Consider the following 16787-nt stretch of genomic DNA (forward strand, 5'->3'; position numbering starts at 1 on the left):
TTTTGTGAGCGAACTCATTCGCGTACCTGACATCGGCAGCGGTGAAGGTGAAGTAATCGAGCTGTTTGTGAAGGTCGGCGACACCGTCGAAGCCGACCAGAGCATCCTGACCCTTGAGTCGGACAAGGCGAGCATGGAAATCCCTGCTCCCAAAGCCGGCGTAGTCAAGAGCCTGAAAGTAAAGCTGGGCGACCGTCTGAAAGAAGGCGACGAACTGCTTGAGCTGGAAATCGAAGGCACCGCCGATGCGGCACCCAAGGCGGCTCCTGCTGCCACTGAAGCGCCTGCGTCGGCTGCTGAAAAGCCTGCTGCCGCCGAGGCCCCAGCGGCCCCGGCTGCTGCACCAGCAGAAGCCACGGTCCAGGACATTCACGTCCCGGACATCGGCTCGTCGGGCAAGGCCAAGATCATCGAGTTGCTGGTCAAGGTCGGCGACACCGTCGAAGCCGACCAGTCGCTGATTACCCTGGAGTCCGACAAGGCTTCCATGGAAATCCCGTCGCCGGCTGCCGGCGTGGTGGAGAGCATCGCGGTCAAGCTGGAAGACGAAGTCGGCACCGGTGACTTCATTCTCAAGCTGAAAGTACAAGGCGCTGCACCTGCCGCTGCGCCAGCTCCCGCTGCTGCCCCTGCCGCCAAGGCTGAAGCTGCTCCGGCCGCTGCCGCCCCTGCACCTGCTGCTGCAAAAACCGAGGCCGCACCGGCCCCGGCGGCTGCCGCGCCAGCGCCAAGCGGTGCCAAGGTTCACGCAGGCCCGGCTGTACGCCAGTTGGCCCGTGAGTTTGGTGTCGAGCTCAACGCTGTGTCGGCCACCGGCCCGCACGGTCGCGTGCTGAAGGAAGACGTGCAGGTCTACGTCAAAGCCATGATGCAAAAAGCCAAGGAAGCACCGGCTGGCGGCGCGGCTACCGGTGGTTCGGGCATTCCGCCGATCCCGGTTGTGGACTTCAGCCGCTTCGGCGAAACCGAAGAAGTGCCGATGACCCGCCTGATGCAAATCGGCGCGTCGAGCCTGCACCGCAGCTGGTTGAACATTCCGCACGTGACCCAGTTCGACCAGGCCGACATTACCGATCTGGAAGCTTTCCGCGTTGCGCAGAAAGCCGTGGCCGAGAAGGCCGGCGTGAAACTGACCGTGCTGCCACTGCTGCTCAAGGCCTGTGCGCACCTGCTCAAGGAACTGCCGGACTTCAACAGTTCGCTGGCGCCGAGCGGCAAGGCAATCATCCGCAAGAAATACGTACACATCGGCTTCGCCGTCGACACCCCGGATGGCCTGCTGGTACCGGTCATCAAGAACGTCGACCAGAAAAGCCTGCTGCAACTCGCTGCCGAAGCGGCTGCACTGGCTGCCAAGGCACGTGACAAGAAGCTCACCGCAGACGATATGCAAGGTGCGTGCTTCACCATCTCCAGCCTCGGCCACATTGGCGGCACTGGCTTTACGCCAATCGTCAACGCGCCGGAAGTGGCGATCCTGGGTGTATCCAAGGCCACTATCCAGCCTGTGTGGGACGGTAAAGCGTTCCAACCGAAGCTGATGCTGCCGCTGTCGTTGTCCTACGATCACCGTGTGATCAACGGTGCCGCCGCCGCTCGCTTCACTCAGCGTCTGAGCCAGCTGCTGAACGACATCCGCACCATCCTGCTGTAAGTACCAACAGGCCTCCTCTTGACCGAGGAAGCCTGGTTGCACCGATTTCCGAGCGCCACGCTCGTACCTCAACCCGGCCACTTGGCCGGGCTTTTTTTGCCTGTTCTGGTGCGTAAAGCTGGACACACAAGACAGGTTTGTACAGCTTCCATCATCTTGACTATAGAAATCCCTTTCGCGGCCGATACCCCCCTTATAGCACTTAGCCTTCATCCTCTCTTGTCAGCCCGCGCCGCATGATGCAACCTTGCCGCAGGCAACAGAAAAGAGGGCGTGAGCCCGGCGCCGTGCGCGTAATTTCAAGTGAGTCCGCCCCATGAAAAGCCAACCCGATGTCGCCCGAATGGCGGCCGAGGTAGTGACACAGTTACCGGTGCCTTCGCGCCTCGGTATGCTGCGTTTCGAGCGGCTTAATGAGGCAAGCTGGGCCCTCCTCTACCTCGACCCCAATTGCGAGCGCCAATTCGGCCTGCCGGCGGTCGAGCTGTGCGCCCTGCTCGGCACGCCCTACGCCAGCCTGATGGAACCCCAGGCGCGCTATCAACTGCACGACACCATCCAGCAGCAACTGGCCCTGAGCCCCCATTACCTGGTGCGCTACACGTTGCACACCAACGACGGCCCGCTGAGCCTGCTGGAAATGGGCGAAGCCTACAAACAGCACAATCGCCACCTGCTGCGCGGCTATCTGATGGTGGTCGATGGCCTGTTCAGCGAAATTCCCGCAGCCTTGCCCACGCAAGACCTGGAAAACCAGAACAGCCGCCTGCAAATCGCCCTGGAACTCAACCAGCGCGCGCAGCAGGAACAATTGCAACACCTGGAGCGGGTGCGCGCCCAGCAGGAGTTGATCCTGCTGCTGGCCCGCCAGCGCTACACCATCAACAATTCGCTGCAGGAAGCCGCCGAGCTGATCACCCGCAGCGCCTGCGATGTCTACCAGATCGATTGCGCGAGCATCTGGAACCTTGAGGGTCAGCGCCTGGTACCGATCTCGGCCTATCACCGCGACGATCAGCAACACCACATGCCCGAGCCCATTGACGCCAGCTGCTTTCCCGATTACCTGGAAGCCTTGCACACCAGCCGGGCCATCGACACCACCAACGCATTGCGCGACCCGCGCACCCGTGAAATGGCCGAGAACAAAGACATCCACGCCATACTCGACGCGAGCATCCGCGTCGACGGCCAGGTCGTCGGTGTGCTGTGCCTGGAGCAAAGCGGCAGTACGCGCGCCTGGCAGGCCGACGAAATCGCCTTTGCCGGCGAGCTGGCCGACCAGTTCGCGCAGGTCATCAACAACCACAACCGGCGCACCGCCACCAGCGCCTTGCACCTGTTCCAGCGGGCCGTGGAACAAAGCGCCAACGCCTTTATGCTGGTCAACTGCGACGGCGTGGTGGAGTACGTCAACCCGAGCTTTACCGCCATCACGCAGTACAGCGCCGAAGAAGTCCATGGCCATCGCCTGGCGCAACTGCCGGCCCTGGAAAACCTAAGCGAGTTACTGTTCGACGCTCCCTCGGCACTGGCCAAGAGCAACAGCTGGCAAGGCGAATTCAAGAGCCGACGCAAAAACCTGGAACCCTATTGGGGCCAGTTGTCGATTTCCAAAGTGTATGGCGACAACCGTGAGCTGACGCACTACATCGGCATCTACGAGGACATCACCCAGGCCAAGCTGGCCCAGCAGCGCATCGAGCGCCTGGCCTATACCGACAACCTGACCAACCTGGGCAACCGTCCGGCCTTCATCCGCAACCTTGATGAGCGCTTTGCCCGTGACAGCGACAGCCCCATCAGTTTGTTGCTGGTGGACATCGACAACTTCAAGCGCATCAACGACAGCCTGGGCCACCAGACCGGCGACAAGCTGCTGATCAGCCTGGCCCGCCGCCTGCGTAACAGCCTGAGCGCCGGTGGCAGCCTGGCGCGGTTCGCCAGTAACGAATTCGCGGTATTGCTTGATGACACCGACCTGGAAAGCGGCCAGCAGGTGGCCAGCCAATTGCTGGCGACCCTCGACAAACCGATGTTCGTCGACAACCAGTTGATCAGCGTCACCGGCTCCGTGGGCCTGGCCTGCGCGCCGCTGCATGGCCGCGACCCGCAGACCTTGATGCGCAACGCCGGCCTGGCCCTGCACAAGGCCAAGGCCAACGGCAAACACCAGGTACAGGTGTTCACCGAGGCGCTGAACGCCGAGGCCAGCTACAAGCTGTTCGTCGAGAACAACCTGCGCCGCGCCCTCACCCAGAACGAGCTGGACGTGTTCTACCAGCCCAAGCTGTGCCTGCGCAGCGGTCGCCTGCTGGGCATGGAAGCGCTGCTGCGCTGGAACCACCCGGAAAAGGGCATGATCCGTCCCGACCAGTTCATCAGCGTGGCTGAAGAGACCGGCCTGATCATCCCCATCGGCAAATGGATCGCGCGCCAGGCCTGCCGCATGAGCAAACGCCTGAGCGCCGCCGGCATGGGCAACCTGCAGGTAGCAATCAACCTGTCGCCCAAGCAATTCTCCGACCCGGACCTGGTGGCCTCGATTGCCGCGATCCTCAAGGAGGAAGACCTGCCGCCCAACCTGCTGGAGCTGGAACTCACCGAAGGCCTGCTGCTGGAAGCCACCGAGGACACGCGCCTGCAACTGGACCAGCTGAAAAGCTTTGGCCTGACCCTGGCCATGGACGACTTCGGCACCGGCTACTCGTCGCTGAGCTATTTGAAAAAATTCCCCATCGACATCATCAAGATCGACCGCAGCTTCATCCACGAAATCCCGGATAACCAGGACGACATGGAAATCACCTCGGCCGTGATCGCCATGGCCCACAACCTCAAGCTCAAGGTAGTGGCCGAAGGCATCGAAACCGCCGAGCAACTGGCCTTTCTGCGCCGGCACCGTTGCGATGTGGGCCAGGGCTACCTGTTCGACCGGCCAATCCCCGGCGCAGAGCTGCTCGAGAAGCTTAAACGCTACCCGCGCGGGCCAATCGCCTGACAGCGCGGCAACACTCGGGCACACTGACGGTCGGATTCCATACCTAACTCAACTCTGACTGGGAGGACTGATCATGGTCTTGCGCTCGGAAATTCTGGTGAACAAAAACGTGCTGCCTACTCAAGAACAAGCGTTGCCTGGCCGTGAAACCCCGATGACGCTGCCAGAGACTCACTTTGTTAACGGCAACCCGCTGTTGGGGCCGTTCATGGATGACGTCGGCTTTGCGATCTTCGGCCTGGGCTGCTTCTGGGGCGCGGAACGCAAGTTCTGGGAACGCGACGGCGTGGTCAGCACCGTGGTGGGTTATGCCGGCGGCTACACGCCAAACCCGACCTATGAAGAAGTCTGCTCGGGCCTGACCGGCCATAGCGAAGTGGTGCTGGTGGTGTACGACCAGGCCAAGGTGAAATACGAAGATTTGCTGAAGATGTTCTGGGAACTGCACAACCCCACCCAGGGCATGCGCCAGGGCAACGATATTGGCAGCCAGTACCGCTCGGTGATCTACGCGACCACGCCGGAGCAACTGGAAGCCGCCAAAGCCAGCGCCGACGCCTACCAGGCGGAACTGACCAAGGCCGGCCTGGGCCAGATCACCACCGAAATCGACGAAGCGCCAACGGTGTACTTCGCCGAGACGTATCACCAGCAGTACCTGGCGAAGAATCCGCAGGGGTATTGCGGGATCGGCGGGACAGGTGTGACCTGCCCGATCTGAAGGCCAGCGCAATTCAAAATGTGGGAGCGGGCTTGTGTGGGAGCTGGGCTTGCCCGCGATGCAGGCACCTCGGTGTATCAGTCACACCTCGGTGATGCTATCGCAGGCAAGCCAGCTCCCACACAAGCCCGCTCCCACATTGGGTTTTGCGTATGGCTTGGGATCTAACTATTCAGCGATCAACCAATCCATCTGCCAGCCACCCTGGGTTTGGCCAAGCTTCTTGGACAACCACGGCAGCAGCTGGCGCAATTCCTCTTCCAGGCCCCACGGCGGGTTGGCGATCGCCAGGCCCGAGCCGGTCAGGGTGTTGGGCATGTCCAGCGGGTGTACCAGCAATTCCACACGCAGCAACTTCGGTGCACCGGTGCCGGCCAAGTCCTGGTAGAAACGGCGCAACAGGCGCTGATCCTTTACCGGGTACCAGATAGCCGCGACGGTCTGACGCATCCGACTGACCGCCTCTTTGAGGGACGCCGCGCAGCGTTGCATCTCGTCGAGCTTTTCGAACGGCGGATCGATCAGCATCAGCGCGCGTTTTTCCGGCACCGGCAGCAAGGCGCGCGGCACATGCCAGCCTTCGCCCAGGTGCACTTTGACGCGACGATCACCCTTCATGTTGTCCTTGAGCAGCACGCCGTCTTCCGGGTGCTTTTCATTGAGCAGCACACGGTCCTGCGGGCGGGTAAGGCGTCGCGCCAATTCCGGCGAGCCGGGGTAATAGCGCAACTCGCCATCCGGGTTCATCTCATGCAGCACACGCATGTAATCGGCGGTCAGCGGCGGCAGGTCGCTTTGGCCCCACAGCCGCGCGATGCCTTCCAGGTATTCACCGGTGCGGTTTGCCTGGTCGCCCTGCAAGTCATACAGGCCGATGCCGGCGTGGGTGTCCAGATAGGCGAACGGCTGCTCCTTGCGCGACATCAAGGCGATGAGGCGGGTCAAGGTCAGGTGTTTGAAGACATCGGCGTGGTTGCCGGCGTGAAAGGCGTGACGATAATTCATGGTTGCTCCTGCGCAGGGGGCGAAGTTTACCTGCTGCGCGAGCAAAGGTGCAGGGCGGCGTGCCGGGCGGTGCTTATGTCGCAACGGCAGACGCACCGCTGAAAATAATCTATTGGCCTGCGGGAGCGGGCTTGCCCGCGATGCAGGCGACGCGGTATTACCTGGGCGCTGCGGCGAGACTATCGCGGGCAAGTCCGCTCCCACATTGCATGGGGCGCCCATACCTTCCAGGGAGGTCACTACCCATCATGAAAGACGCCACCATCGCACTGCACCACGGCTTCAAGTCGGACCCGACCACCAAGGCCGTCGCTGTGCCGATCTATCAGAACGTCGCGTTCGAGTTCGATAATGCCCAGCACGGCGCCGACCTGTTCAACCTGGACGTGCCCGGCAATATCTACACACGAATCATGAACCCCACCAATGACGTGCTGGAGCAGCGCATTGCCGCGCTTGAAGGGGGTATTGCCGCCCTCGCGGTGTCAGCCGGCAGCGCGGCGATCTACTACGCCATTCAGACCCTTACCCGCGCCGGTGATAACATCGTCACCACCCCGCAACTCTATGGCGGCACCTACACCCTTTTCGCGCACTTGCTGCCAAGCTTCGGCGTCGAAGTGCGCTTCGCCCGCGACGACACCGCCGCCGCCATCGCGGAACTGATCGATCACAACACCAAGCTAGTGTACTGCGAGAGCATCGGCAACCCGGCGGGCAATATTGTCGACCTGGAAGCCTTGGCGAAGGTGGCCCACGACCGTGGCGTGCCACTGGTGGTGGATAACACGGTGGCCACCCCGATCCTGTGCAAACCGATCCAGTTCGGCGCCGATATCGTGGTGCACTCCGTGACCAAATACATCGGCGGCCACGGCAACTCCCTGGGTGGAGTGATCGTCGACAGCGGCACCTTCCCCTGGGCCGATTACCCGGAAAAATTCCCCGGCCTCAACACCCCGGAGCCCGCCTATCACGGCGTGGTCTACACCGAAAAATTTGGCCCGGCCGCCTTTATCGCCCGTGCCCGTACAGTGCCGCTGCGCAATACCGGCGCGGCGCTGGCACCGATGAATGCCTTCCTGTTGCTGCAGGGCCTGGAAACCCTGGCCCTGCGCATGGAGCGTCATACCGAAAACGCGTTGAAGGTCGCGCAATTCCTGCAAGGCCATGCCGAAGTGGAGTGGGTCAGTTACGCGGGCCTGCCGGATCATCCACACCACGCGCTGGCTCAGAAATACTTGCAAGGCAAACCCTCGGCGATACTGTCCTTCGGCTTGAAAGGCGGCTTTAACGCCGGTGTGCGCTTCTACGACGCGCTGCAGATCTTCAAGCGCCTGGTGAACATCGGCGATGCCAAATCCCTGGCCTGCCACCCCGCCTCGACGACCCACCGCCAGATGAACGAGCAGGAACAGGCCAAGGCCGGCGTGAAACCGGAGATGATTCGCCTGTCGGTGGGTATCGAGGCGATTGAAGACCTGATCGAAGATTTGCAGCAGGCGCTGGGATCACCCCAACTCTGAGGCCAGGTAGTCAGCCAGCGCCTGATGGTCGATCTCCCGGCTACGCACGAAGTAGGCGACCTTGTGCCGCAAGGTCGCCGACGGGAAGGCGGTATACAGGTCGGGGCGCTGCTCTTCGAGCCATTGCAACAGGTTGCCGACAAGGGTCTGTGGCGATTGCTCGGCCAGGTGCTCCAGTAACGCTGCAGGCACGCGCCACCATGGGCTTGCCTTGGCGGCCGTGACCGGGCGGGTCGCAACGGTCAGCGCCTGGCCATTGATCACATAACGCTGGAATACCGGCAACACCTCGCCCATGTCATCACCCAACCGCTGCAGGATCGGCAGCATCTGGGCGCCATCCCAGAAACGTAAAAACACTTCCTGGCCATTGGGCAAAAATACCTTGGTGAGGCTTCGCAGGTGCTCAACCACCATCTCCAACGGGCTGCTAGACATGCCCAGCCAACCCCAGTCCGTTGCTTCAGTGGAGGCGGCCCATTCAAGGAAAGGGCTGCCCGGCTCGACGATGCCCACATAGGGCATCACCTCATCCCATGTCGCATAAGACGTGCCGGCCCAGACAGGCTGCGGCGCGGCTGCCGCAGCAAGTGCCCGCCAAGCCTCCAAGGGCCTGGCGTCGCTGGCGGCGCCCAGTACCGCGAAGATCTGTTCACCAGGCATAGGTTGATGCATCGGCATAAGGCTCCTTCAAGGTTGAATCGCATGGCTGTGCCGGGGAAGATCGCACTGGCCGTTCCTGCAACGTTCACACTCTTCGCAAAATGGCGCACTGCGCTTCAGGCTGGCGACTTGCACGCGGCTCAGCGGTGCAGCAAGCACGGCCAGCAACGTCGCCTTCGCTCCTGGGACCAACGGCGCGGACGCGGCAACGGGCGCGCTACCTAGCTGGATCGGCACACTGCTGAAAATGCCGCCCGCAGACAGCGTGATCGATTGCCCGCCGGCCTGAATCGTGACAGTCGCGCCCGCATCGATGACGATGCTTTGCCCTGCCCCAATCCGGATGGTTTGTCCGGCATGCACCTGCTGCGAACCGCCGACCACCAAGTGGTCATCCTGCTTGAGATCGGTCAGGCGGTTGCCGTGAGTGATGCGCTGTTCTTCGCCTTGCAGTTCGTGGTGCGACTCACCGCCTACTGTCACGCGATGGTCATGCAGCACATGCTGCGTCCAATCCCGTTGCGCGCGCAGGTAGATTTCCTCGGCCCCCTTGCGATCCTCGATGCGCAGCTCGTTGTAACCGCCACCACCGGGGCTGCTCTGGCTGCGCAAGATGCTGCGGGTCTTGTCCGCCGGCAAATCGAGGGGCACCTGCGTGGCTGCATTGGCCAGGCAGCCCATCACCAGCGGCATGTCCATGTCGCCATTGACGAAGCCCACCAGCACTTCCATGCCGACCCGTGGGATCACTACCGAACCATAGCGATCATGCGCCCAGGCACTGGCCACCCGCAGCCAGCAGCTGGAATGTTCGTTATGTTCTCCGGCGCGATCCCACGCCAACTGCACTTTGACCCGGCCGTATTCATCGCAATGGATTTCGCTGTCGGCGGGGCCGGTGACCACTGCGTTCTGGTAGCCGGCAATGGTCGGCCGAGGCTGTTCAGGCAAGGCTGGCCGAAAGACCGCATCCCAGGGTGTGGCGGTAAATTCGTTGCGATACCCCTGGCGCATATCCCCGCCCGCCACTTCGGTTACGAGTTCTTCCAGCACTTGGGGCTGCTTGCCTGCATGGGTCACTTGCGTGACCAGCCACAGGCCGTTCCAGTCGTCGCGTGGGTGGCCGGCCAGCTTGAGGAACCGGCCGCTGGCCAAAGCGGGCTCATCCCCGCTGCCATGGGCGATGCGATAGTCACTGCGCTGGCGCTCCAGGCTGCGCTGCGCGAGGTATTTGCCATGGGCGCGATCGCTGAAGCGGCCGGGGTAATCCTGCACGTCGAGCTTGGGCAGCTGCTCGCCGGACACCGCGCTTTCCAGCGACAGGCGTGGCTTGCAAAAGTCGTAGTCGCGCAGGTTCACCGCCGTGGTGCGGGCTTGCACCTGCAGCGCAAACCGCTTGATCGCCGGGGTTTGCGCCACCATCTCTGAGCCTGGGGTGTAAGGGGTCGGCTGATCCGCCTGGGCAAAGACGGTCTGGTCATCGCCGAATACCAGCCCATGCCCTTCGGCCGAATGCTGGAAGTGATAATGGATGCCCAACTCTGCGCAAAGCCGCTGAATGAAAGCCAGGTCCGTCTCGCCAAACTGCACGCAGTACTCGCGCTGGGGATAGGTGCCGCTCAGCCGGAACTCGAAACGATCGCTGTGAATGCCCTGCCCTTCCAGAACCCGGGCGATAATCTGCGGCACCGTCTGATGTTGAAAGATCCTCTGGTGGCTGCTGTGCGCCAGATACGCCAGCTGTGGCACCAGGCTGATCTGGTAACGCGTCAGCCGCCGCCCGGAATCGCCCTGCGCCACCCGATAGACCAGACCATGGACACCATGGCCGCGATCATCAAACCCGAGGTACACCGGGTGATGCAGCAGGCTTTCCAAATCAAGATCGGGCCGCTCGGCGACCAGCTCCAGATCAAAACGGTAGGGCTGGCTGATGGATTCAACACCACTGAACTCGAACACCTTGAGTTCACTGGGCTCCCCGTCGAGGGTCAGGGTAAAGGCACTTTGATTGGCAGGAGCGAACATCCGGTGTTTCTCTGCGAGGGGTGGGTAGCGGATTCTGCATCAGCGCTGCGCTCTGCCGAGCACACCTCTGGAAAAACAGTAAAGCCCTACACGCACACGTCCGATTTTTCTTAGGACCGGCGCAAAGCACACACGCAAAAAAGGCCCGCAATCCGTAGGACGCGAGCCTTTTTTCAATTCGTGGGGCGCTTAACGCCCGCCGAACTACTTATTGAGGTTGTAGTCTTTTTCCGCCGCATCAAAGCGCTCGACCATACCCGCAGTCGGTACGCCCATCTTGCTCACGAAGTAGATCGCCAGGCTGGCGAAGATGAAGCCTGGGATGATCTCGTACAGGCCCAGCAGCTCGAAGTGTTTCCACACGATCACCGTGACCGCGCCGACCAGGATGCCGGCCAGTGCGCCGTTGCGGGTCATCTGTTTCCAGATCACCGAGATCAGCACCACAGGGCCGAACGCAGCGCCGAAGCCGGCCCAGGCGTAGCTCACCAGGCCCAGTACGCGGTTTTCCGGGTTGGCGGCCATGGCGATGGCGATCAGCGCAACCAGCAGCACCATCAGGCGACCGACCCACACCAGCTCGAGCTGGGAGGCGTTTTTGCGCAGGAAAGACTTGTAGAAGTCTTCGGTCAGCGCGCTGGAGCACACCAGCAGTTGGCAGCTCAGGGTGCTCATGACGGCGGCGAGAATGGCCGACAGCAGAACACCGGCAACCCATGGGTTGAACAGGATTTTTGCCAGTTCGATAAACACGCGCTCAGGGTTTTCGGTCACTGCACCTGCCACTTCAGGATGCGCCGAGAAGTAGGCGATACCAAAGAAGCCCACCGCCACGGTGCCGCCCAGGCACAGGATCATCCAGGCCATGGAGATGCGACGCGCCTTGGCGATCGACTTCACCGAATCGGCGGCCATGAAACGCGCGAGGATGTGCGGTTGGCCGAAGTAACCCAGGCCCCAGCCCATCAGAGAGATGACGCCGATGAAGGTGGTGTTCTTGAGCATGTCGAAGTTGGTCGGGTCCTTGGCTTCAATGGCCAGGAAGGTGGTGTCGACGCCACCGGTGGCCAGCAGCACGATGATCGGCGTAAGGATAAGCGCGAAGATCATCAGCGTGGCCTGTACGGTGTCTGTCCAGCTCACCGCCAGGAAACCACCGACGAAGGTGTAGGCAATGGTCGCTGCGGCACCGGCCCATAATGCGGTCTCGTAGGACATGCCAAAGGTGCTTTCGAACAGGCGGGCACCGGCCACGATGCCGGAAGCGCAGTAGATGGTGAAGAACACCAGGATCACAACAGCGGAGATGATCCGCAGCAGGCCGCTTTTATCTTCGAAACGGCTGGAGAAGTAATCCGGCAGGGTCAGCGCGTCACCATTGTGCTCGGTCTGTACCCGTAGGCGACCGGCGACGAACAGCCAGTTGAGGTAGGCGCCGACGATCAGGCCGATGGCAATCCAGCTTTCCGACAAGCCGGACATGTAGATCGCGCCGGGCAGGCCCATCAGCAACCAGCCACTCATATCGGAGGCGCCGGCCGACAAGGCTGTCACCACGCTACCGAGGCTGCGACCGCCCAGGATGTAATCGGAAAGGTTGTTGGTGGAGCGATAGGCCATGAAGCCGATCAGCACCATTGCTGCGATGTAGATCACGAAGGTGATCAGGGTTGGATTACTAACGCTCATAAGAGTGACGCCCTGGCTTTGTTTTTATGTAGCGGCGGTCTGTCAGACGGCCACCTACTGCAAGTAGGAAGACGTAGCTGCTTGCCGCGCATTTATGACTGGCGTTTCCCCAGGAAAGCCGCCAGCCGATGAACCGACTCGCTGAGTGGTTGCACCTTGGACGCGAATGCTATTCAACAAAGCAAATAAGGTGCAACCAGTTTTGCGAGAATAAGTTGCACCTTGCTGTAAAACTCGGAAAACACCTTGTTTTTGCTCCTTTTCGGAGCAAGAACAGCTCCACTCAGAAGCAAACGCACCAAGCAGAAGCGCAATCGGTCGGCGATGTGTTTTTTCCCCGACCACGCTCAAAAAATTCCTGAAGAAAATGGGTTGCACCCGGTTGCACCTGCGCATGCGCAAAGCTAATCTTGGCGCCAGCTGATGCCACTCGGTAGTGGCACCCATGAGGATAAGAAAATGGCTACGACCACCCTTGGGGTCAAACTTGACGACCCGACCCGCGAGCGCCTCAAGGCCGCCGCGACCTCCATTGATCGCACGCCACACTGGCTGATCAAACAAGCGATCTTCAATTACTTGGAGAAACTGGAGGGTGGCGCAACCCTGACCGAACTCAATGGCCTGAGCAGCAGCAGCGCTGAAGATGCTGGCGAAGTCCAGGCCGACCACGCCCACCAGTGCTTCCTCGAATTTGCCGAAAGCATCCTGCCGCAGTCCGTCCTGCGCGCCTCGATCACCGCCGCTTACCGCCGCCCCGAGCCGGAAGTGGTGCCGATGCTGATCGAGCAGGCGCGCCTGCCGGCAGCGATGGCCGAAGCCACCAACAAGCTGGCGGCCTCGATTGCCGAAAAACTGCGTAACCAGAAGAGTGCCGGTGGCCGTGCCGGTATCGTTCAGGGCCTGCTGCAGGAGTTTTCCCTGTCGTCCCAGGAAGGCGTGGCGCTGATGTGCCTGGCCGAAGCGCTGCTGCGCATCCCGGACAAAGGCACCCGCGACGCCCTGATCCGCGACAAAATCAGCACCGGCAATTGGCATCCGCATCTGGGCAACAGCCCGTCGCTGTTCGTCAACGCGGCCACCTGGGGCCTGCTGTTGACCGGCAAACTGGTCGCCACGCACAACGAAGCGGGCTTGACCTCGTCCCTCAGCCGCATCATCGGCAAAAGCGGCGAGCCGATGATCCGCAAGGGCGTCGACATGGCCATGCGCCTGATGGGCGAGCAGTTCGTCACCGGCGAAACCATCGCCGAAGCCCTGGCCAATGCGAGCAAGTTCGAAGCCAAGGGTTTCCGCTACTCCTACGACATGCTCGGTGAAGCGGCGCTGACAGAACACGATGCGCAGAAGTACCTGGCCTCGTACGAACAAGCCATTCATTCGATCGGCAAAGCCTCCAACGGCCGTGGGATTTATGAAGGCCCGGGCATCTCCATCAAGCTGTCGGCATTGCACCCGCGTTACAGCCGGGCGCAGTACGAGCGGGTGATGGATGAGCTGTACCCGCGCCTGCTGTCCTTGACCCTGCTGGCCAAGCAATACGACATCGGCCTGAATATCGATGCCGAAGAAGCCGACCGCCTGGAGCTGTCGCTGGACCTGCTCGAACGCCTGTGCTTCGAGCCACAACTGACCGGCTGGAACGGTATCGGTTTCGTGATTCAGGCATACCAGAAGCGTTGTCCTTACGTGATCGACTACGTAATCGACCTGGCACGCCGCAGCCGCCATCGCCTGATGATCCGCCTGGTAAAAGGCGCGTACTGGGACAGCGAAATCAAGCGCGCCCAGGTCGAGGGCCTGGAAGGCTACCCGGTGTACACCCGCAAGGTGTACACCGACGTTTCCTACATCGCCTGTGCACGCAAACTGCTGTCGGTGCCGGAAGTCATCTATCCGCAGTTCGCCACGCACAACGCTCACACGTTGTCGGCGATCTACCACATCGCCGGTCAGAACTATTACCCCGGCCAGTACGAATTCCAGTGCCTGCACGGCATGGGCGAGCCCTTGTACGAGCAGGTAGTCGGCAAGGTTTCCGAGGGCAAGCTGAACCGTCCGTGCCGTGTGTACGCACCGGTCGGCACCCACGAGACCCTGCTGGCTTACCTGGTGCGTCGCCTGCTGGAGAACGGCGCGAACACCTCGTTCGTCAACCGCATCGCCGACCACACCATCTCGATTCAGGAACTGGTGGCCGATCCAGTGGCCAACATCGAGCAAATGGCGACGCAGGAAGGCGGCTTCGGCTTGCCGCACCCGCGTATTCCATTGCCGCGCGACTTGTATGGCAGCGACCGCGCCAACTCGGCGGGTATCGACCTGGCCAACGAACACCGCCTGGCGTCGCTGTCCTGCGCCCTGCTGGCCACCGCGCACAACCACTGGAAAGCGGCGCCGATGCTCGGTTGCGCCTCCAGCAATGAAGTGGCGGCACCGGTACTGAACCCGTCCGACCTGCGTGACGTGGTCGGTCATGTGCAGGAAGCCACTGTCGAAGACGTCGACAACGCCATTCAGTGCGCCATCAGCGCCGGTCCGATCTGGCAGGCCACCCCGCCCGCCGAACGCGCCGCGATCCTGGAGCGCGCCGCCGACCTGATGGAAGGCGAGATCCAGCCGCTGATGGGCCTGCTGGCGCGCGAGGCCGGCAAGACGTTCGCCAACGCCATCGCCGAAGTGCGCGAGGCCGTGGACTTCCTGCGCTACTACGCAGTACAGGCGCGCAACGACTTCACCAATGACGCCCACCGCCCACTGGGCCCGGTGGTGTGCATCAGCCCGTGGAACTTCCCGCTGGCAATCTTCAGCGGTCAAGTCGCCGCCGCGCTGGCCGCCGGTAACCCGGTATTGGCCAAGCCTGCCGAGCAGACCCCGCTGGTCGCCGCGCAAGCCGTGCGCATCCTGCTCGAAGCCGGCATTCCCGAAGGCGTGCTGCAACTGCTGCCGGGCCAGGGTGAAACCGTCGGCGCGCGCCTGGTGGGTGATGATCGCGTCAAGGGCGTGATGTTCACCGGTTCCACCGAAGTGGCACGCCTGCTGCAGCGCAATGTCGCCGGCCGCCTGGACGCCCAGGGCCGTCCGATCCCGCTGATCGCCGAAACCGGCGGCCAGAACGCGATGATCGTCGACTCCTCGGCACTGACCGAACAAGTGGTCATCGACGTGGTGTCCTCGGCCTTCGACAGCGCCGGCCAACGCTGCTCGGCGCTGCGCGTACTGTGCCTGCAGGAAGACTCGGCCGACCGCGTAATCGAAATGCTCAAGGGCGCCATGGCCGAATGTCGCCTGGGCAACCCGGAGCGCCTGTCCGTCGACATCGGCCCGGTAATCGACGCCGAAGCCAAGGCCGGCATCGAGAAACACATCCAGGCCATGCGCGACAAAGGTCGCACTGTGTACCAGGTGGCTATCGCTGATGGCGAAGAGATCAAGCGCGGCACCTTCGTGATGCCAACCCTGATCGAACTGGAAAGCTTCGACGAACTGCAACGCGAGATCTTTGGCCCGGTGCTGCACGTGGTGCGTTACAAGCGCAAAGAGATCGACCAACTGATCGGCCAGATCAACGCGTCCGGCTACGGCCTGACCCTGGGCGTGCACACTCGCATCGACGAGACCATCGCCAAGGTGATCGACAACGTCAATGCCGGTAACGTGTATGTGAACCGCAACATTGTCGGCGCCGTGGTCGGCGTACAACCGTTCGGCGGCGAAGGCCTGTCGGGCACCGGCCCGAAAGCCGGTGGCCCGCTGTACCTGTACCGCCTGCTGTCGACTCGTCCTACCGATGCGATCGAGCAATCCTTCGTACGCGGCGACGCATTGGCCGCACCGGATGTACGTCTGCGCGACGCCATGAGCCAGCCGCTGACCGCGCTCAAAGCCTGGGCCGACAGCAATCAGTTCAGCGAACTGAGCGCCCTGTGCAACCAGTTCGCCGCGCAGTCCCAAAGCGGTATCACCCGCCAACTGGCCGGCCCGACCGGCGAGCGCAACAGTTACGCCATCCTGCCCCGCGAGCATGTGCTGTGCCTGGCGGACGTGGAAGGCGATCTGCTGACGCAACTGGCGGCGGTGTTGGCGGTGGGTGGTTCGGCGGTATGGCCGGAAACCGAGCTGACCAAGGCGCTGTTCCCACGCTTGCCGAAGGACATTCAGGCGAAGGTCAAGCGCGTGGCCGACTGGACCAAGGACGAGGTGGTGTTCGACGCGGTCCTGCATCATGGTGATTCCGACCAACTGCGTGCGGTGTGCCAGCAAGTGGCCCAGCGTGGCGGCGCGATTGTCGGGGTGCATGGTCTGTCGCAAGGTGAAACAGCGATTGCGCTGGAGCGCCTGGTGATCGAGCGTGCGTTGAGTGTCAACACCGCTGCGGCGGGTGGCAACGCCAGCCTGATGACTATCGGTTAACCCTGTGGGAGCGGGCTTGCTCGCGAATGCGGAGTGTCAGTCGCCAGATTTATGACTGATCCACCGTATTCGCGAGCAAGCCCGCTC

Annotated in this window: 9 protein-coding genes; 5 read left to right on the top strand and 4 right to left on the bottom strand. The window is 62.0% G+C overall.

Annotated features, from left to right (window positions below; translation table 11 throughout):
- The first annotated feature begins 4 nt into the window (after nt 1–4).
- From aceF to msrA, 3 genes are all read left to right on the top strand, one after another.
- Nucleotides 5–1654: a dihydrolipoyllysine-residue acetyltransferase gene (gene aceF, locus ACLH0H_RS06675; protein WP_411381437.1), complete on the top strand. Its 1650-nt coding sequence runs from the start codon at nt 5–7 to the stop codon at nt 1652–1654.
- A gap of 316 nt (nt 1655–1970) precedes the next feature.
- On the top strand, nt 1971–4655 hold the full coding sequence (locus ACLH0H_RS06680; RefSeq protein ID WP_411381438.1) for a putative bifunctional diguanylate cyclase/phosphodiesterase: 2685 nt from the start codon (nt 1971–1973) through the stop codon (nt 4653–4655).
- A 73-nt stretch (nt 4656–4728) separates the two neighbouring features.
- Complete coding sequence (gene msrA, locus ACLH0H_RS06685; RefSeq protein WP_411381439.1) at nt 4729–5376, top strand: peptide-methionine (S)-S-oxide reductase MsrA; 648 nt, start codon at nt 4729–4731, stop codon at nt 5374–5376.
- A 168-nt stretch (nt 5377–5544) separates the two neighbouring features.
- On the opposite strand, the gene ACLH0H_RS06690 is transcribed toward msrA, so the two are convergent.
- Nucleotides 5545–6381: a 23S rRNA (adenine(2030)-N(6))-methyltransferase RlmJ gene (locus tag ACLH0H_RS06690; RefSeq protein WP_411381440.1), complete on the bottom strand. Its 837-nt coding sequence runs from the start codon at nt 6379–6381 to the stop codon at nt 5545–5547.
- 248 nt (nt 6382–6629) lie between these two features.
- On the opposite strand from ACLH0H_RS06690, the gene ACLH0H_RS06695 reads away from it, so the two are divergent.
- Entirely contained in the window at nt 6630–7907 is a 1278-nt protein-coding gene (locus tag ACLH0H_RS06695; protein WP_411381441.1) for an O-acetylhomoserine aminocarboxypropyltransferase/cysteine synthase family protein, read from the top strand.
- Here the strand turns inward: ACLH0H_RS06695 and ACLH0H_RS06700 are convergent.
- From ACLH0H_RS06700 to putP, 3 genes are all read right to left on the bottom strand, one after another.
- Nucleotides 7893–8582 carry a DUF4123 domain-containing protein gene (locus ACLH0H_RS06700; protein WP_411381442.1) on the bottom strand — a complete coding sequence of 230 codons (690 nt, stop codon included), beginning with the start codon at nt 8580–8582 and terminating at the stop codon, nt 7893–7895. The two genes, ACLH0H_RS06695 and ACLH0H_RS06700, sit on opposite strands and share 15 nt — an antisense overlap.
- A gap of 15 nt (nt 8583–8597) precedes the next feature.
- On the bottom strand, nt 8598–10598 hold the full coding sequence (locus tag ACLH0H_RS06705) for a type VI secretion system tip protein VgrG (protein WP_411381443.1): 2001 nt from the start codon (nt 10596–10598) through the stop codon (nt 8598–8600).
- Between the two features lie 204 nt (nt 10599–10802).
- Nucleotides 10803–12287: a sodium/proline symporter PutP gene (gene putP, locus ACLH0H_RS06710; RefSeq protein ID WP_411381444.1), complete on the bottom strand. Its 1485-nt coding sequence runs from the start codon at nt 12285–12287 to the stop codon at nt 10803–10805.
- 459 nt (nt 12288–12746) lie between these two features.
- On the opposite strand from putP, the gene putA reads away from it, so the two are divergent.
- Nucleotides 12747–16700 (top strand): trifunctional transcriptional regulator/proline dehydrogenase/L-glutamate gamma-semialdehyde dehydrogenase, encoded by a 3954-nt coding sequence (gene putA / locus ACLH0H_RS06715; RefSeq protein WP_411381445.1) that lies wholly within the window; start codon nt 12747–12749, stop codon nt 16698–16700.
- The last annotated feature ends 87 nt before the right edge of the window (nt 16701–16787 follow it).

The sequence above is a fragment of the Pseudomonas sp. MPB26 genome (assembly GCF_046605355.1).
Taxonomy (GTDB): Bacteria; Pseudomonadota; Gammaproteobacteria; order Pseudomonadales; family Pseudomonadaceae; genus Aquipseudomonas; species Aquipseudomonas cedrina.

Coding starts and splice junctions, on each gene's coding strand:
- ACLH0H_RS06680 (WP_411381438.1), top strand. CDS start 1,971: ATGAAAAGCCAACCCGATGTCGCCCGAATGGCGGCCGAGGTAGTGACA.
- msrA (WP_411381439.1), top strand. CDS start 4,729: ATGGTCTTGCGCTCGGAAATTCTGGTGAACAAAAACGTGCTGCCTACT.
- ACLH0H_RS06690 (WP_411381440.1), bottom strand. CDS start 6,381: ATGAATTATCGTCACGCCTTTCACGCCGGCAACCACGCCGATGTCTTC.
- ACLH0H_RS06695 (WP_411381441.1), top strand. CDS start 6,630: ATGAAAGACGCCACCATCGCACTGCACCACGGCTTCAAGTCGGACCCG.
- ACLH0H_RS06700 (WP_411381442.1), bottom strand. CDS start 8,582: ATGCATCAACCTATGCCTGGTGAACAGATCTTCGCGGTACTGGGCGCC.
- ACLH0H_RS06705 (WP_411381443.1), bottom strand. CDS start 10,598: ATGTTCGCTCCTGCCAATCAAAGTGCCTTTACCCTGACCCTCGACGGG.
- putP (WP_411381444.1), bottom strand. CDS start 12,287: ATGAGCGTTAGTAATCCAACCCTGATCACCTTCGTGATCTACATCGCA.
- putA (WP_411381445.1), top strand. CDS start 12,747: ATGGCTACGACCACCCTTGGGGTCAAACTTGACGACCCGACCCGCGAG.